General features: G+C 55.7%; 15 protein-coding genes and 1 tRNA gene. 8 read left to right on the plus strand and 8 right to left on the minus strand.

All coding sequences use genetic code 11. The features are described 5' to 3' along the window. On the plus strand, nucleotides 1-876 hold the full coding sequence (locus FQ179_RS01015; protein WP_149395419.1) for an undecaprenyl-diphosphate phosphatase: 876 nt from the start codon (nucleotides 1-3) through the stop codon (nucleotides 874-876). Here FQ179_RS01015 and FQ179_RS01020 read toward each other — a convergent pair. From FQ179_RS01020 to FQ179_RS01030, 3 genes are all read right to left on the minus strand, one after another. Next, nucleotides 851-1,657, minus strand: coding sequence for a UDP-2,3-diacylglucosamine diphosphatase (locus FQ179_RS01020; protein WP_149395420.1), 807 nt, complete (start codon nucleotides 1,655-1,657; stop codon nucleotides 851-853). The genes FQ179_RS01015 and FQ179_RS01020 overlap by 26 nt on opposite strands. Then, nucleotides 1,650-2,159 carry a peptidylprolyl isomerase gene (locus tag FQ179_RS01025; RefSeq protein WP_188074474.1) on the minus strand — a complete coding sequence of 170 codons (510 nt, stop codon included), beginning with the start codon at nucleotides 2,157-2,159 and terminating at the stop codon, nucleotides 1,650-1,652. Before FQ179_RS01025 ends, FQ179_RS01020 begins: the two co-directional genes overlap by 8 nt. Nucleotides 2,160-2,387: 228 nt before the next feature. Then, nucleotides 2,388-3,152 (minus strand): tetratricopeptide repeat protein, encoded by a 765-nt coding sequence (locus FQ179_RS01030; RefSeq protein WP_255474781.1) that lies wholly within the window; start codon nucleotides 3,150-3,152, stop codon nucleotides 2,388-2,390. Nucleotides 3,153-3,368: 216 nt separating this feature from the next. Here FQ179_RS01030 and cysS point away from each other — a divergent pair, with 216 nt between their 5' ends. The 6 genes from cysS (at nucleotide 3,369) to FQ179_RS01060 (ending at nucleotide 9,140) form a co-directional block, all read left to right on the plus strand. Further along, nucleotides 3,369-4,817: a cysteine--tRNA ligase gene (cysS, locus tag FQ179_RS01035; protein ID WP_149395422.1), complete on the plus strand. Its 1,449-nt coding sequence runs from the start codon at nucleotides 3,369-3,371 to the stop codon at nucleotides 4,815-4,817. Between the two features lie 14 nt (nucleotides 4,818-4,831). Next, nucleotides 4,832-5,476 (plus strand): DNA-3-methyladenine glycosylase, encoded by a 645-nt coding sequence (locus tag FQ179_RS01040; RefSeq protein ID WP_255474782.1) that lies wholly within the window; start codon nucleotides 4,832-4,834, stop codon nucleotides 5,474-5,476. Between the two features lie 33 nt (nucleotides 5,477-5,509). Continuing rightward, nucleotides 5,510-6,472: an acetyl-CoA carboxylase carboxyltransferase subunit alpha gene (locus tag FQ179_RS01045; RefSeq protein ID WP_149395423.1), complete on the plus strand. Its 963-nt coding sequence runs from the start codon at nucleotides 5,510-5,512 to the stop codon at nucleotides 6,470-6,472. A 7-nt stretch (nucleotides 6,473-6,479) separates the two neighbouring features. Then, a complete protein-coding gene (gene tilS / locus FQ179_RS01050; RefSeq protein ID WP_149395424.1) occupies nucleotides 6,480-7,499 on the plus strand; it encodes a tRNA lysidine(34) synthetase TilS in 1,020 nt (339 codons plus the stop codon). A 178-nt stretch (nucleotides 7,500-7,677) separates the two neighbouring features. Beyond that, nucleotides 7,678-8,943: an aspartate kinase gene (locus FQ179_RS01055; protein WP_149395425.1), complete on the plus strand. Its 1,266-nt coding sequence runs from the start codon at nucleotides 7,678-7,680 to the stop codon at nucleotides 8,941-8,943. 104 nt (nucleotides 8,944-9,047) lie between these two features. Beyond that, a tRNA-Ser gene (locus FQ179_RS01060) sits at nucleotides 9,048-9,140 on the plus strand. A 240-nt stretch (nucleotides 9,141-9,380) separates the two neighbouring features. On the opposite strand, the gene FQ179_RS01065 is transcribed toward FQ179_RS01060, so the two are convergent. After that, nucleotides 9,381-9,839, minus strand: coding sequence for a hypothetical protein (locus FQ179_RS01065; protein ID WP_149395426.1), 459 nt, complete (start codon nucleotides 9,837-9,839; stop codon nucleotides 9,381-9,383). Nucleotides 9,840-10,125: 286 nt separating this feature from the next. Here FQ179_RS01065 and FQ179_RS01070 point away from each other — a divergent pair, with 286 nt between their 5' ends. Next, nucleotides 10,126-10,662 carry a DUF2058 domain-containing protein gene (locus FQ179_RS01070; protein WP_149395427.1) on the plus strand — a complete coding sequence of 179 codons (537 nt, stop codon included), beginning with the start codon at nucleotides 10,126-10,128 and terminating at the stop codon, nucleotides 10,660-10,662. A gap of 115 nt (nucleotides 10,663-10,777) precedes the next feature. On the opposite strand, the gene FQ179_RS01075 is transcribed toward FQ179_RS01070, so the two are convergent. From FQ179_RS01075 to FQ179_RS01090, 4 genes are all read right to left on the minus strand, one after another. Further along, nucleotides 10,778-12,706, minus strand: a complete 1,929-nt coding sequence (locus FQ179_RS01075) for a TRAP transporter fused permease subunit (protein ID WP_149395428.1) — start codon at nucleotides 12,704-12,706, stop codon at nucleotides 10,778-10,780. 22 nt (nucleotides 12,707-12,728) lie between these two features. Further along, nucleotides 12,729-13,721, minus strand: a complete 993-nt coding sequence (locus FQ179_RS01080; RefSeq protein ID WP_149395429.1) for a TAXI family TRAP transporter solute-binding subunit — start codon at nucleotides 13,719-13,721, stop codon at nucleotides 12,729-12,731. Nucleotides 13,722-13,797: 76 nt separating this feature from the next. Beyond that, complete coding sequence (locus FQ179_RS01085) at nucleotides 13,798-14,157, minus strand: hypothetical protein (RefSeq protein ID WP_149395430.1); 360 nt, start codon at nucleotides 14,155-14,157, stop codon at nucleotides 13,798-13,800. Continuing rightward, nucleotides 14,157-15,521: an acyclic terpene utilization AtuA family protein gene (locus tag FQ179_RS01090; RefSeq protein ID WP_255474783.1), complete on the minus strand. Its 1,365-nt coding sequence runs from the start codon at nucleotides 15,519-15,521 to the stop codon at nucleotides 14,157-14,159. Before FQ179_RS01090 ends, FQ179_RS01085 begins: the two co-directional genes overlap by 1 nt. Between the last annotated feature and the right edge of the window lie 5 nt (nucleotides 15,522-15,526).

Consider the following 15,526-nt stretch of genomic DNA (forward strand, 5'->3'; position numbering starts at 1 on the left):
ATGACTGATGGCACCCTGTACATGCTCAAGGCTTTATTCTTGGGTTTTATTGAAGGTTTTACCGAGTTTATTCCCGTGTCGAGCACAGCCCACCTGCTGTTAATCGGCGACTGGATCAATTTTGATTCGGGCAATGGAAAAGTGTTTGAAGTGGTGATCCAGTTTGGGTCTATTCTGGCAGTCATCTGGATATACCGCCAGCGTTTATGGACGCTTATCGAAGGCACCCTAAGAGGGGTGGCCAGTGAAGTCGCCTTCACGCGCAACTTGATCATTGCGTTTTTGCCGGCCGCCATTATTGGCGGCCTGTTCATCAAGTACATCAAGGCACTGTTCCACAGCCCGGCTATTTTTGTGGTCATGCTTGTAGGAGGCGGTTTAATCATGCTGTGGGTGGAGCGCAAGCCCCAATACGCCAAGCATGGTGCGCCTTCTGAGCACAACGATGCCGCTACCGAGACGGTAGCAAGCCAACATGCCACCGCTTTTGCGCTTGAACAGATCACCTGGAAACAAGCGCTTGTCGTAGGGTTTGCGCAGTGCATAGCCATGGTGCCAGGTACCTCGCGTTCGGGGGCGACCATTATCAGCGGCATGATGGCCGGCATACAGCGAAAGACCGCCACTGAGTTTTCGTTTTTTCTTGCCATGCCCACCATGTTGGCGGCCACGGTTTATGACTTGTACCGTAACGCCGACGCACTCAATGACACGCAGATTAGCGCAATTGTTATTGGGTTTATTGCCGCGTTTTTCAGTGCGCTGATTCTGGTGCGTGCTGTGCTGCGCTTTATCTCACGACGCACTTACCGGCCGTTTGCCTGGTATCGTATCGCGCTGGGTATTGTTGTTATGCTGTGGCTGGTATACCGCTAGGGCCTTGGTCAAACAATGGCGCTTGGTGCAGGTGCAGGCCATTCTCATCAATAATCAGCCAGCCACCGCGCGGTGCCCCGCTGTGGTCGTAATCCCAGTCGGGCAGCACAAAACGTTGGCATGGTTGGCCGTCTATATCAAGCGCGTGGATAGCGGGGCGGTGAGTGTGCCCGTGCACCATATAGGCAACACCCGCATCGCGAAACGCCTGCTCCACCGCAGATGTGCTCACATCCATAATGTGTGCAGACTTGTATTGGTTGGAGGCTTTGCTGCGCTTTCTCGCCATGTTGGCAACACGGCGTCGCACGCCAAGGCTCAGCTTCAGAAATACTGACTGGATCACCGGGTTGCGAACCAGGCGGCGGAAGCGCTGATAGCCAGCGTCGTCTGTGCAGTACTCGTCACCGTGAGACAACAGCACGCGCCCTGCGTCGGTGTCCAGACAGACAACATCAGGAAGCATACGTGCGCCGACGGTATCGGCGAATGGCTTTCCGAGCAGAAAGTCGCGATTACCGCGGCCTAGCCACAAGGGTATGCTGGCCGAAACCTGCCTGAGGTTGCTTAGTGCTTCGGCCAGCCAGTCTGGAGGGCACGTTGTTGCCACATCGTCGCCTATCCAGGCGTCGAAGATATCGCCACACAACATCAAGGCGTCGGCGTTGGCACGTGCCTCGTCCAGAAACTGGTAAAAAGCGCGGGCGGTGGCGGGTACGTGGGGCCCCAGATGAATATCAGAGGCGACCCACACCTTGCCCGCGATGGCCAGGTTATTCAACGACCGTGGCTTTCTCGATGATGACGTCTTCGACGGGTACATCTTGGTGGAAGCCTTTAGAGCCGGTTTTTACACCCTTGATGCTGTCGACCACTTCAGTGCCTTCAACGACTTTACCAAAGACGGTATAGCCCCAACCATTAGGCGTCGGAGCGGTAAAGTTGAGGAAGTCATTGTCGGCGACGTTAATGAAAAACTGCGCCGTGGCAGAGTGTGGGTCAGACGTGCGAGCCATGGCCAGCGTGTACTTTTCGTTTTTAAGGCCATTGTTGGCTTCATTTTCGACGGGGGCATGCACTGTTTTTTGTTTCATGCCCACTTCGAAACCGCCGCCCTGGACCATAAAATTATTGATGACACGATGGAAAACCGTGCCGTCATAAAAGCCTTCCCGTACATAGGTGAGAAAGTTTTCGACAGATTTTGGGGATTTTTCTGCAAACAACTCGATGACGACGTCGCCTTTGCTGGTTTGCAGGTTTACACGTGGGGATGTGCTCATGGTATTACCTTGGGTTGGGGTTGATGATGCGGCCTGCGCTGGCCCGCAAAGAGCCATGGAGGTTGCGCAGACAAGACCGAATACGCGTAGTGGTTGACTCAGCGTACGAATGATAGTGATTAATGAAGACATGATGGTAGCCAGGTAAAAAAGTAAAAGAGTGCTTCAATGGGTGACGTATACCGAAAGGCAGAACCTCAAGCGGGGCTTGCTGCCCGGCGTACCGGGTTAATGCTTGAGAACCGAGCTGGTTTCACTGGCGCGAGCGGCTGCATTGCGGGCCCCCAGGCGGGCTGCCTCAGCGAAAGAGCGCTGCGCAAGCATTAACTGCACCTCGCCCAGGTTGGCCTGTGCCGTTGCGTAATTGGGCGCGGCCTTCAGTGCCATGGTAAGGGCATCGACAGCCATGTCAAGCTTGCCCTGCTTGACGTATTCGGACGCAAGGTTGTTCCAGGGCTCGGGTAGCTCGGGGTACAGCGTTGTCATGTTCAAATACGTAGAAATGGCTTCATTGTGCCGGCCCAGAGCTGATAAAGCACGCCCACGCAGAAACAGCAGTTGTACATCGGTGCCGATGGAACCCTGTTCATTAAGCTGGGCCTGGCGTCGCTCAATGATGTTTAGTGCTTCGTGGTTTTGGCCGTGATCAAGCATGGTGCTGATGCGGTCGGTAATTTGCGATGAGGTCAGCGGAGCGCTGGTGTCGATGTTGGGGGTAAGGGCTTCGAGCAAACCGGCCAAACCCTTCCACCCACCTTCTTTTGGAGACGATTCGTCAAACAGATTTTCATTGCCTGGGGTGGGTGCGTGCCTGATGGGTAGCCATACGCCTCCCGCGCTGGTGTCGAAGGAAGAGAGGTCTAGACCGTGCTCGATCGACGCGCTAAGATCAACGTGCTGCTGTAGGCTGACAGCCTGGGTAGCGGCATGGCCTGCATGCGTTATGCCCATCGATAAGGCTATTGCCAACACATGAGAAAAGTTCCGAAGCACGACTTGCACACCTATAAGTGAGGGTTAGCGGGCAGGCCGGGTTTGATAGCCTGCAGCTTGATTGGTACGTTGGGGGCACAGCGCCACTTTGGTCGGCTTGCTATACTTGTCGACCACCATTTTAGCCTTGTCTGCTGTTTCGCTTCGAGTTTAACGCAAGCGGCACGTCGCCGATGCCGGCCTGCCTTGGCTGGTTTTATAAAGATATTTTCACGCATGCTGCACATTTATAACACCCTTTCCCGCACCAAAGAGCCGCTTAAAACCGCAGAGCCGGGCAAAGTACGCATGTATGTATGCGGCATGACCGTCTACGACTTCTGTCACCTGGGTCACGCACGTATGCTCGTCAGCTTTGACGTGGTACAGCGCTGGCTGCGTGCCAGTGGGTATGCGGTGACTTACGTACGCAATATCACTGATATCGATGACAAGATCATCCGGCGTGCAGTTGAAACCAATCGCAGGTTAGGCGAAGTAACGCGTTTTTACATCGATGCCATGCATGCTGACGAACTGGCACTTGGGGTTGCTCCGCCTGACGCCGAACCGCGCGCGACCGAACATGTGGGTGACATGCTCTCCATTATTTCGCGTCTCGAAGATAAAGGCCTGGCCTATCGGTCCGAAGACGGTGACGTCAATTTTGCAGTGCGCAATTTTCCGGGCTACGGCAAATTGTCTGGTCGGTCTCTTGATGACCTGCGGGCAGGCGAACGCGTCGCTGTGTCGGCGGGCAAGCATGATCCGCTTGATTTTGTGCTCTGGAAGGCCGCCAAGGTCGATGAGCCACCCGAGTCAAAATGGGATTCCGACTACGGACAAGGCCGTCCCGGCTGGCATATTGAATGCTCAGCCATGAGTAAAGCCCTGCTGGGCCTGCCGCTTGATATTCATGGCGGTGGCCCAGATCTGAAGTTTCCGCATCACGAAAACGAGATTGCCCAGTCTGAAGGGGCTTTCGGGGGCGCACTGGCGTCCATCTGGATGCATTGTGGCCCGCTCATGGTCGATGCCGACAAAATGTCGAAGTCACTTGGCAACTTTCGCACCATACGCGCCACTATTTCGGCCGAAGCCAGCTTGCCCGACGATCAGGCAAACTACAACGCAAACCCGCGCGAAGCTGAAATGCTGCGTTTTTTCATTGTCCGCAACCATTACCGCAGCCCGCAAAACTACACGCCAGATAATCTGCTCGATGCGCAGAACGCGCTCGACCGTCTGTATCAGGCACTGCAAAACGTGCCACCGGCTCAGGTAGAGATCAACTGGGATCACCCTTCGGCCAAAGCCTTCCGGCAGGCCATGGACGACGACTTCAACAGTTCTGGCGCGATTGCTGTGCTGTTTGAGTTGGCGTCAGAAGCCAACCGCAGCGGTTCGGCTGAGGTGTCTGGCTTGCTACGCGCGCTTGGTGGCCTTCTTGGTTTGCTGCAAAGCGACCCAGCAGCCTATCTCAGGTCGGCCAGCCGGTATCAACGGGGCGTGGCCGCCGCTTCTTCGCTGTCGGCCGAAGACGTTGACGCGCTTGTGGTAGCTCGTAGCGTAGCCAAAAAGGCGCGTGATTTTGCCGAGGCTGACCGCATTCGCGACGTACTCCATGCTGAAGGCATAGAGCTTGAAGATAAACCGGGCGGCATTACGCAATGGCGTCGGGCATGAAAATGGGGGAGGTAATGTCGCAAAGTCTAGATGCTCGCGAAAAACCAGGTTTTTGGGACGAAGCAACCACCCAACTGAAAGGTCGCGACCGTATTCTCAAAAAATTAATACCGCGTCATGAAAGTGAGTGGCTGGGGCCTTCTACCACGCCGTTCGTTACTCTGGCGCGGGCTATTGTGGGGCATCAAATCTCCGTGAAGTCGGCTGACACCATGTGGAAGCGTTTCACAGAGGCCTGTGGGCGCCACCCATCGCCGCGCAGCGTCATTGAGGCGGCCGAAACCGATATCAGCCATACTGGGCTCTCTAAACGCAAAGCAGAGTACATTCTCGATCTTGCAGTGCATTTTTCTGAAAAAAAGGTCGTGCCCTCGCGCTGGCAAACTATGGAAGACGAGGCTGTCGTTGCAGAGCTGTGCTCAATTCGTGGAATAGGGCGCTGGACTGCCGAGATGTTTCTCATTTTCAACCTGCAGCGACCTGACATCCTACCGCTTGACGATGCAAGTCTGCTAAAGGCAATTTCGTTACACTACTTCAGTGGCGAGCCCGTTTCGCGCTTCGAGGCACGAGAAGTGGCACAGGCCTGGGCTCCGTGGCGCACGGTGGCAACCTGGTACTTGTGGCGCAGTCTCGACCCCGCATGCGTGCGTTACTGACTATGCAAGCCTCTATCTGGAACCCTGGATCTTATGCGTAATACATACCTGGAATTCGAACAGCCGCTGGCCGAGCTTGAAAACAAGATCGAAGAACTCCGATTCGTTCAGACCGATTCGGCTGTCGATATCTCTGAAGAAGTCGGGCGCCTGCAGCAAAAGAACCAGGCGCTCGCCAAAAGCATTTATGCCAAGCTCACGCCGTGGCAAACCGCACTGGTAGCGCGACACCCGCAGCGTCCCTATACGCTCGATTATGTGCGTGAAATCTTTACTGATTTCCACGAACTGCACGGCGACCGCATGTATGCCGATGACCTGTCCATTGTGGGTGGGCTGGCTCGCTTTAATGGCATGCCCTGCATGGTTATCGGGCATCAGAAAGGCCGCGACACCAAAGAGCGTGCCATGCGCAACTTTGGCATGCCCAAGCCCGAGGGCTATCGCAAGGCCTTGCGTCTTATGAGGCTAGCTGAAAAATTCCGGCTGCCTATTTTTACTTTTGTTGATACCCCGGGTGCATACCCAGGCATTGGTGCCGAAGAACGTGGCCAGTCTGAAGCCATTGGCCATAATCTGTATGCAATGGCTGAGCTTAAGGTGCCCATTATCGTTACTATTATTGGTGAAGGCGGATCAGGCGGCGCCCTGGCACTTGCCGTCGGCGATGTGGTCATGATGCTGCAATATGCAACCTATGCCGTCATTTCACCTGAGGGTTGCGCGTCTATTTTGTGGCGCAGTGCCGATAAGGCCTCAGTGGCGGCCGAAGCCCTTGCCATTACTGCACCGCGTCTTAAAGAGTTCGGTCTTGTTGACCGCATCGTCAACGAGCCAGTAGGCGGCGCGCATCGTGACCCTTCCATGATGGCGCGTCAGCTTAATCGTGCGTTGGCCGATGCCCTAAGACAGGTGTCAGGCATGGAGCCCGATGAGCTTATCGAACACAGGCTCGAACGACTCATGTCATACGGCCGCTTCCAGGAAGCGCACTAGGTACTCCATGAGTACCGGCAACCTTTCCAAGGGGTTTGGTGACACATCCATTCTAAAAGCCATTGACGGGGCGCTCAATGGCTTGTCTGGGTTGCCGGTACGGTTCGCCGTTGCGTTGAGCGGCGGCGCCGATTCAGCCATGCTGGCTGCACACGCCGTGTTGGTTGCGCAGCAGCGCGGTATTGAACTTCATTGTTTTCATGTTCACCATGGATTGCAAAGCCATGCCGATGTGTGGCAGACGCATGTGCATGATCTGTGCCAACTGTTGCGAGTAGGCTGTCACAGCGTTTGCATAGAGGTTAAGGGTGCAGGCCGCGACGGCATTGAGTCTGCCGCGCGTGACGCACGCTATGCATCGCTGGCGGGCCTGGCTGAACATGTGGGTGTTGACACCATCATGCTGGCCCATCATCGCGACGATCAGGCCGAAACCGTGCTGCTGCGTCTGTTGCGTGGGGCTGGCCCTACTGGGCTTGCTGCCATGTCACCCGAATCGCTGCGTCAGGGCGTAAGGTATCTGCGCCCATTGCTCGACATTGATCGTGCTCGTATTCTTGAACAGGCCGAGCGCTTTTCACAGCTTACTGGCTGGCGGCCTGTGCATGACCCAACTAATAGCGATGACGCCTACACCCGCGCGGCCGTACGCGAACGCCTTGCGCCTCATTTGAATGAACGCTGGCCCGGCTGGCAGGGCATACTTGCACGGCATGCTCGACAGACTGCCGAGACAGCCCAGGTGCTTGACGAGGTGGCCGCCGTCGATTTCTCGGGGCTTGAACCTGACAGTGAACAACGGAGCTTTTCATTGGCAGCATGGCGCAGGCTGTCGCCACCTCGCCAGGCCTTGGTGTTGCGCTACTGGCTGGCGCAGGTGGGGTTGCGTATGCCCAGCGATGCGCGCCTGCACGATTTAATGCGACAGATGCGCGGTCTGCATGCCTTGGGCCATGATCGCCAGATGCGTGTCAAGCACGGGGGGCACTTTGTGTGTTGCACCCGTGGGCGTGTGTTTCTCGAGTAACCCATCATATTGACCGTGGGCCGCACCCACCACGTCACGGCTCCTGACCCGTCCTCTTAAAACACGTTAAAATAGTCCGTTTTTGCCCGTCTGCGTAGCGATTTGGCGTTTTACGCTGTCGTTGACGATGCGCGGATCTGGTCTTGGCAACACGTCAACCATTAACGCAGAGTAAAAGATGTCCCTGATTGTTCAAAAATATGGCGGTACGTCGATGGGCTCGGTTGAGCGCATTCAAAATGTCGCGCGTCGCGTAGCCAAATGGCATGCCGCCGGGCACCAGGTTGTGGTGGTACCGTCAGCCATGTCCGGCGAAACCAACCGTCTGCTGGGCCTTGCCAAAGAGCTTTCTTCGCAACCCGATACCCGCGAGCTCGATATGCTCGCCAGCACGGGCGAACAGGCGAGCAGTGCGCTCCTAGCCATGGCCTTGATGGCGCAGGGCGTTGCAGCCCGCAGCTACACAGGGTGGCAGGTTCCGGTACGCACAGATTCCAGCTACACCCGTGCGCGCATCCGCTCCATTGACGACGTCCGCATCCGCACCGACCTTGACGCAGGCAGGGTGGTTGTTGTCACCGGCTTTCAGGGTGTTGACGACGAAGGTAATATCACTACACTGGGTCGTGGTGGTTCTGATACCTCTGCCGTGGCCGTGGCCGCTGCAATGCAGGCTGACGAATGCCTCATCTTTACCGACGTTGATGGTGTGTACACCACTGATCCGCGCGTAGTGCCAGAGGCCCGGCGCCTTAATGTTGTCTCGTTCGAAGAAATGCTCGAATTGGCCTCGTTGGGCTCCAAGGTGTTGCAGATTCGTTCGGTCGAATTTGCGGGCAAGTTCAAGGTGCCAGTGCGTGTACTGTCATCACTAACTGACCCCCTGATTTCGCTCGAAGAAGAAATGGCTTCGGGCACACTGATTACTTTCGAGGAAGATAAAAAGATGGAATCTGCCGTCGTATCGGGTATTGCCTTCAGCCGCGATGAAGCCAAGATTACCCTGCTTTCCGTGCCCGACACCCCGGGTGTTGCGTATTCAATTCTGGGGCCTGTCGCTGCCGCCAACATTGACGTCGATACCATTGTGCAAAACCAGTCTGTGCGCGGCACAACTGATTTCTCGTTTACCGTAAACCGCAATGATTTTGCGCGCGCACTAGACCTGCTTAAAAATCAGGTAGGGCCGGCAGTCGGTGCGGCTGACATCGTGCCTGATGAAAATGTGTGCAAGGTTTCTATCGTCGGTATCGGTATGCGCAGCCACGTGGGAGTAGCCAGCCTGATGTTCCGTACGCTGTCCGAAGAGGGCATCAATATACAAATGATCAGCACCAGCGAGATCAAAACCTCGGTCATCATCAACGACAAGTACATGGAACTCGCGGTGCGTGCGTTGCACAAGGCTTTCGGTCTTGATCAGGAAACGCCTGCCGTTATTTAAGTACCAGGCATAGGCTAATTGTCTCTACTAGATACCAGCCTATGCAGAAATTTGGGCGTCGCAAGCCAGCATGAAATTATCGTGCTAGAATGGCGTCCTGTTTCGGAGACGTGGCCGAGTGGTTGAAGGTACTCCCCTGCTAAGGGAGCATACGGCTTATACCCGTATCGAGGGTTCGAATCCCTCCGTCTCCGCCAAACAGCGAGCAAAAATGCGCCCCTTTGGGCGCTTTTTTGTTTCTGCTCATTAAACTGTCACTGGTTTTATCATTGGCGCACCAGCGTTACGCTATTAGCCGTTGACGGGGTTGCTCGGAAACTGTTGCGCCGCATCGGATGAACCCAATAAATGCGGCTCTTCGCCATTAATGAAGGGGGATGGGCACTCATCACACACGGTTAATCACACCGTTCCAACCGCCAAGTGCCAACGTTTTGTTACAGCCCGTAATAGCTTTTGGCGTACTTCCATTCTGTGATGGCTTTTCCCATAAAGCCATACAACTTATCATTACCCGTTTTGCAATCCTCCGGCACTCTGATCGCCGGGTCATTGACGGTATTCCGTATGTCTTGTGTCAGCTCACCCTCTAGTTGCATGAATAGTTGCGCGAGTTCTGAGGTGGTTCTTGCCGGGAAGGTTTGAATCAGCTCCTTCTTCACCGCTGGCAGGTATCTTGGCCATGCGTCGTGGTTTACTAGATAGCGCTTGCACGGGCCTTTCGTCATTTCGTCTGCCATGATGACTGCCCCTATGTAAGCGCCTACTTTTTCAGCCAGAATCAGTTCCTGTGCGTTGGACATTGGCTCGGCAGATGCGTAGCGCATTGCTAAGAAGAGCAAGAGCGCAATCATGGACACCAGCCAGTTTTTATTTCTAATGCGTGAAATACCCATGTCTGGCCCTCAATGGTATCGACGTTGTTTTTGTTGGATGACGTTATCTCAATGAACGATGGCAATATTCTGATGTTGAGGTTATCACTTGGGCGCGACCTCGTGCCACGTTTTGGTGCGCAGATGGGGTTTAATGTAAATGTGGCTCAATAAATTGTGGATAATTGCAGCTTGAGCAGATGTATACCAATTAATGCCGGTAGGCTGGCTAAATAGGCACGGGCCAGCAAGCCTTTACGGCCGTAAGTCGGCCACGCGTGTTGCTGTTATATATGGAGTGGTAAAGATGGTGTCGTTGCAAGAGCAATTTTTAAAGGCTGGTCTGGTTAACAAGAATAAAGCCAAACGGGTTAGCCACGAAAAAACAAACCAGAAGAAGGCTGACCGCCAGGCTGGCATAGCCAGCGTTGATGAGGCACGCGTGGCGGCGCTTGCTGCACAACAAAAAAGTGCGGAGCGTACTCGTGAACTCAACGCCCAGCGCGTTGCTGCCGCGAACGAGAAAGCGATTATGGCGCAAATTACGCAAATGGTGCAGCAGAGCCGCCAGCCCAAGGGCAGGGGTGACATCGCCTACAACTTTACCTATGGCACCAAAGTTGAACGCATGTATGTGTCAGCCGAGATTCGCGAGCAGTTAATCGCAGGGCGCCTGGTTATTGTGCGCCTGGGCGAGGCTACTGAACTGGTGCCTAGTATCGTGGCCGATAAAATCGCAGAGCGTGATCCTTCGCTGATTGTGCGTGTTAATAAAACCAGCACTAAAGTTGATGAAGATGATCCATACGCAGCGTACAAAATCCCTGATGATTTGATGTGGTAGCCGTAGCTGACTCGCCAGTGCATACTGGCTTGCGTGTATCGTCGCTGTCCGACACGGCTGTGAGTTGTGCCTCCCGCCTGCAACCTCACCGAGTGGCAGGGCACATGATTCAGGCTTATGCTGCCGATTGAAGCGCGCTTGGCCGCCTCCGATGCCGAAACCAGATCATTGCGATCAGACCTGAGGCCGACAACACCAGACCCGCCTCGCTTGGAATGGTGGCAACGATGGCAATGGCCAACCAGACGATGATGTCCACGAACCGCCAGCGGCTGATGCGTGCGCCGCCAAACAGGTACGCAAACGAAGCCACAAACACGGCGCCACTGAGCGCAGCCTCAAAGTAACCCATGCTAAAGCCCGGGCTGAGCATATTCGGATACAACAGAAATAGAAACGGAATAACGTAGGTGACAGCGCCCAGCATAACTGCACGGCGTGCCACGGCCACCCAGCGCTCTCCCGCCAGGCCAGCTGCCACAAAAACGCCTACGCACACGGGTGGCGTAATGACTGACAACGTGGCGTAATAAAAGACGAACATGTGCGCTGCAATCGGGCTGACCCCAATTTTGATCAAGGCAGGGGCCAGGGTTGCAGCAACTAGCACATAGGCAGCAGTTGTCGGAATGCCCATGCCCATCACCATGCAAACCAGAGCTACGACCAGCCCGATCACCAGTACAGGCGCGTTGCCATCACCAACAATCATCGATGACAGCGTTACGCCGACCCCAGTCAGATTGATCATGGAAACCAGAATCTGGGCACCTGCAAGCAAAATGCCGACAATGATCAGACCGGTTGCGCCTTCATCCAGTGCAGTGCGAGCCTGGCGCAGTATTGGTTTGAGTATGCTTGGGTGATTTTCCGTAGCAGACTCTTTCTCGTCTGAGGATGACTGTAGTCGCTGAGCAACTGCCGCAACGAACATGCCGGCCACTGCTCCGGCTATGCCGTAAAACGCCGCCGTCTGCAGCGACATGCCTTGCAAAATCCCGATGGTGAGCCCACTAATCGATAAAACAATGGACGCGAGCCGATCGACACGCAAAATGGATTTCCATTTTGGAATTTGATCGTCAGGTACATGCCCCAGATGTTCTTCCTGCGCCGTGACGTGCACGGTGGCAAACACGCCCCAATAGAACAGTGCGGCTGGCAATACGGCGGCTGCGGCGATGGACAGGTAGTCAGTGCCAATAATTTCCGCCATGATAAATGCGGCGGCCCCCATGATGGGTGGTGCCAATTGGCCACCCGTCGAGGCTACGGCTTCGACGGCTCCAGCAAGGGCGGCGGGGTAGCCCAGACGCTTCATCAAGGGGATGGTAAAGGCCCCGGTGGTTGCGACGTTGCCCACAGCACTGCCGCTGACCATGCCGAACAGCCCCGAAGCAATTGTCGCGATCTTGGCCGCACCACCGGTGGATCGACCACTGACGCGAAGTGCCAGATCCATAAACGTCGCGCCGCCGCCTGAATGCAGCAGAAAAGCACCGAACAGTGAGAAGATGGCAATAATGGTTGCCGCTACGCCGAGCAACGAACCCCATAAGCCGATATCGCTCAGAAGGAGGGTTTCGGTAATGAAATACACATCAAAACCGCGATGCCCTAATGGCCCCGGAATGTACTGACCCAGCAGCGCATAAGCCAGACCCACGGCAACCATGGCGGGGAAGATCAACCCGATCGCCCGCCGCGATAGTTCGAGCACGGTCACGACGAGCACAATGGTCATGCCGATCTCTAGCGTTCCCGCCGTGGGCAGGCTGTTCATGATGGTGTTTGCGTTAAGTGTGACCCACATACAGCTTGCCGTTGCCATCAGTCCTAGCGCTACATCGATCACAACCCCCAGCCCCCACCATCGTGAGCCCTTAAACAATGGGTACCTGAGCAGCGCGACGAGAATGACCAGGCCCAAAAAGAGGGATCGCTGAACCAGTGCGTCCCGTGCGCCGAAGATCGCAGTGCCCAGAACGAATAGACTCAAAATGAGGGTGAGGGCGGTTGCCGCCTGGGAGCGCAAGGGATTCATCGCTGTTTCTTTCCTGTCGCGATCAGTGGGCTATGAGTCGATCAGGAATGTCCAGGCCGCGTTCCTTGAAATAGCGGATTGCACCTGGATGCAGAGGGGAGGCCGCATACTTTAATGTCATCTCGGCAATATCCACACCTGCTACGTCGGCGAACGCGGCAGCTTGTGCGGTTTTATCTTCGCACACCGCCTTGACGATTTGGTAGGCCGTTTCTTCGTCCAGTTGCGTAGAGGCGGCTGCGCCCACACCAAAGCCCCACGTTGTGTAGGCCGCAGTTCCTACGGAGCTGTCCACAGGCACGTCGACCATCGACAGTTCAGGCATGGCTTCTTTGATCTTGTCGCGCTGGGTGTCGTTTAAGCCCAGGATCTGAATTGGCGTAAAGGTCGCTATCTCGCGCGACGAGGCATCCAGCTTCATGCCTGCACCTGATTTTACGTAACCAATCGCGCGATTGTCCTTGACGGCATCGACAATCTCACCGGTTGAACCCCGCACCACGTCGGGTTTGATGTTGAGCGCTGCAAAAACGGCGTCGGTGGTTTTTTCGGTGGCTGAACCCTTGAGCCCTGTGTTGAGTTTTTTGCCGTTAAGTGCTTCCAGATTGGCAATGTTGGCATCCTTTCTGACAATCGCATTCTGGGGCGCGATGGTATAGATCCACATTAATCTGCTGTTATTCGGCTTGCCTGCAAAGTCACCGGTGCCTGCGTTGGCGTGATGGATCACATTGGTTGTCACCAGTGCAAAGTCGACTTGGTTGCGGTCCATGCGCCGCAGGTTGTCCATGGTCGCACCTGTCTCGGTCACGGATGTGTCCACGCCTTTTATTTGTTTATTAATGACTTGCGAGACAGCAACAAAATATCCATAGTGGCTCGATGACGACGAGGTCGTGCCGATCAGCAGTTTTTTGTTTTGTGCATTTGCAGCCAGCGGAAGCAGGCTCAGGCAGGTGGTGGTGGCAGCTGCCACCAGTAGGGCACGTCGCCATGCAGAGTGAGTTCGTTTCATGTTGGTCTCCTTGCGGTTTTCAGCCTTTGTGGGCCGTTATAAAAATAGGGTAGCCTGAATGCCTTCAAGCCCCGGGTCAGTCAGTGTCGTTTTCGCCGATCAGTATTGCAGCCAGTTCATCGGGGATGTGGATAGGCAGATCGAGCAACAGGTAAGACAGGCTTTTGCCATGGCTATCCAGGTTCAAAGAACTGTTAACACCCCCGTCCAATACACCGTCAAGTACCAGGTTCATGGCCTGCAGCTGGGGTAACAGGTAGCGCTGAACACGGGTGGGGGATCGATAAGCAAATAGTTCAGCCACAGCTGTTTCAGTCACCTGTTCCACCAACACATCCCAGAATTCAGGTCGCCAGGCGATGATGCTTATATTAGAGCGATCACCTTTGTCACCTGTGCGGCCATGAGCTGCACGATACAGAGGTACTGTAATCATTAGGTTTCGTCCTCGATGAAGGCATACCGCATGTGAATATGGTCACGCGTTACGGTGCAGCTTTCCAAGCCCAGGCGTGCCCGTATGCTTGTGCGCACGCCACCGCCGCCCGCGGGGCCGCAGGTATATAGGGCGTTGACTTCTCGTGTCAGACGTTCTGCCGCTGTCCGGTCTTGATGGCTAAGCGCCACGCGCAGACGCACGTCGCGTCCATGGCCCGGCTGGCGTTGTGAATAGCTTTTCCCGCTGTCATCCGCAAATACACTGAATACACCGATCAGGTCTACGCGTAGCAGGCCTAACCCTTTGAGGCGCTCGCGCAAGATATCTGCGGCCAGCCGGGCTCTGGCCTCGGCTCTTGCACCGGCGTAGGAGATTTCTCCTTCAGCCAGCCACCCATTTTCGTAGCAAATATTGACCTTGAGTTCATCGGGGCGAGGATGCCCTCGCACGCCCGTGAGGCGGACCCGGTCTGGCCCGACTTCGGTGACAGTTGCCGAACCAATGTCAGCAACGACATCGGGTGTCAGATAGGCTTTGGGATCGTGTATTTCATAGAGCAATTGCTCCTTTACGGAGTGCGTATCGATACGCCCGCCCGTGCCAGACGGTTTGCCGATAATACAGCTGCCATCGGCATGGATCTCAGCCACCGGGAAACCGATGTTTGCCAAACCAGGCACATCCTTGAATCCGGGGTCAGCGTAATAGCCACCGCTAACCTGTGCTCCGCATTCGAGCAGATGGCCAGTCATAGTGCCCCCGGCTAGTCTGTCCCAATCATTCATGGCCCATCCAAAATGTGCGAGCGCCGGGCCCAACACCAGTGATGGATCGGCGACCCGGCCGCAGACCACGATGTCTGCCCCGGCGCGTAATGCATCGGCAATCGCCTCTGCACCTAGGTAGGCGTTGGCGCTGACCACGCTGCGATCAGGTAGGCGAGCGCGCCATAGCGACTCGTCTTCCGCGAGCAGGTCGTCGCCGAGGACCACAGCCACGCGCGGATTTCGAAGCCCTAGCCGTGCAGCCATAGCCAGAATGTGACGCGCAGCCCCTTGCGGATTGGCGGCGCCGAAGTTGCTCACGATCCGAATGCCATGCTTTAGGCAGCGCCCGAGGATGGGTTCGAGCAGATCGTCGAGCAGCGGCTCATAGCCGGCTGAAGCGTCCTGACGTCTGGCCAGTTGAGCGAGGGCTAGCGTGCGTTCGGCCAAGGTCTCGAAAATTAACACGGCGGGCCCGGCGGCCTCGATGAGCGCATCGACGACCGGGCCGGTCGCATCAGTGCGATCGCCCGAGAACCCGGCGGCACTACCTACATAAAGCACGTCGCTGCGCCCGGTGGCTATGGGTTGAGGCAAAGGGA

Origin of the sequence: Pusillimonas sp. ANT_WB101, from assembly GCF_008369125.1 — a bacterium.
Taxonomy (GTDB): domain Bacteria; phylum Pseudomonadota; class Gammaproteobacteria; order Burkholderiales; family Burkholderiaceae_B; genus Allopusillimonas.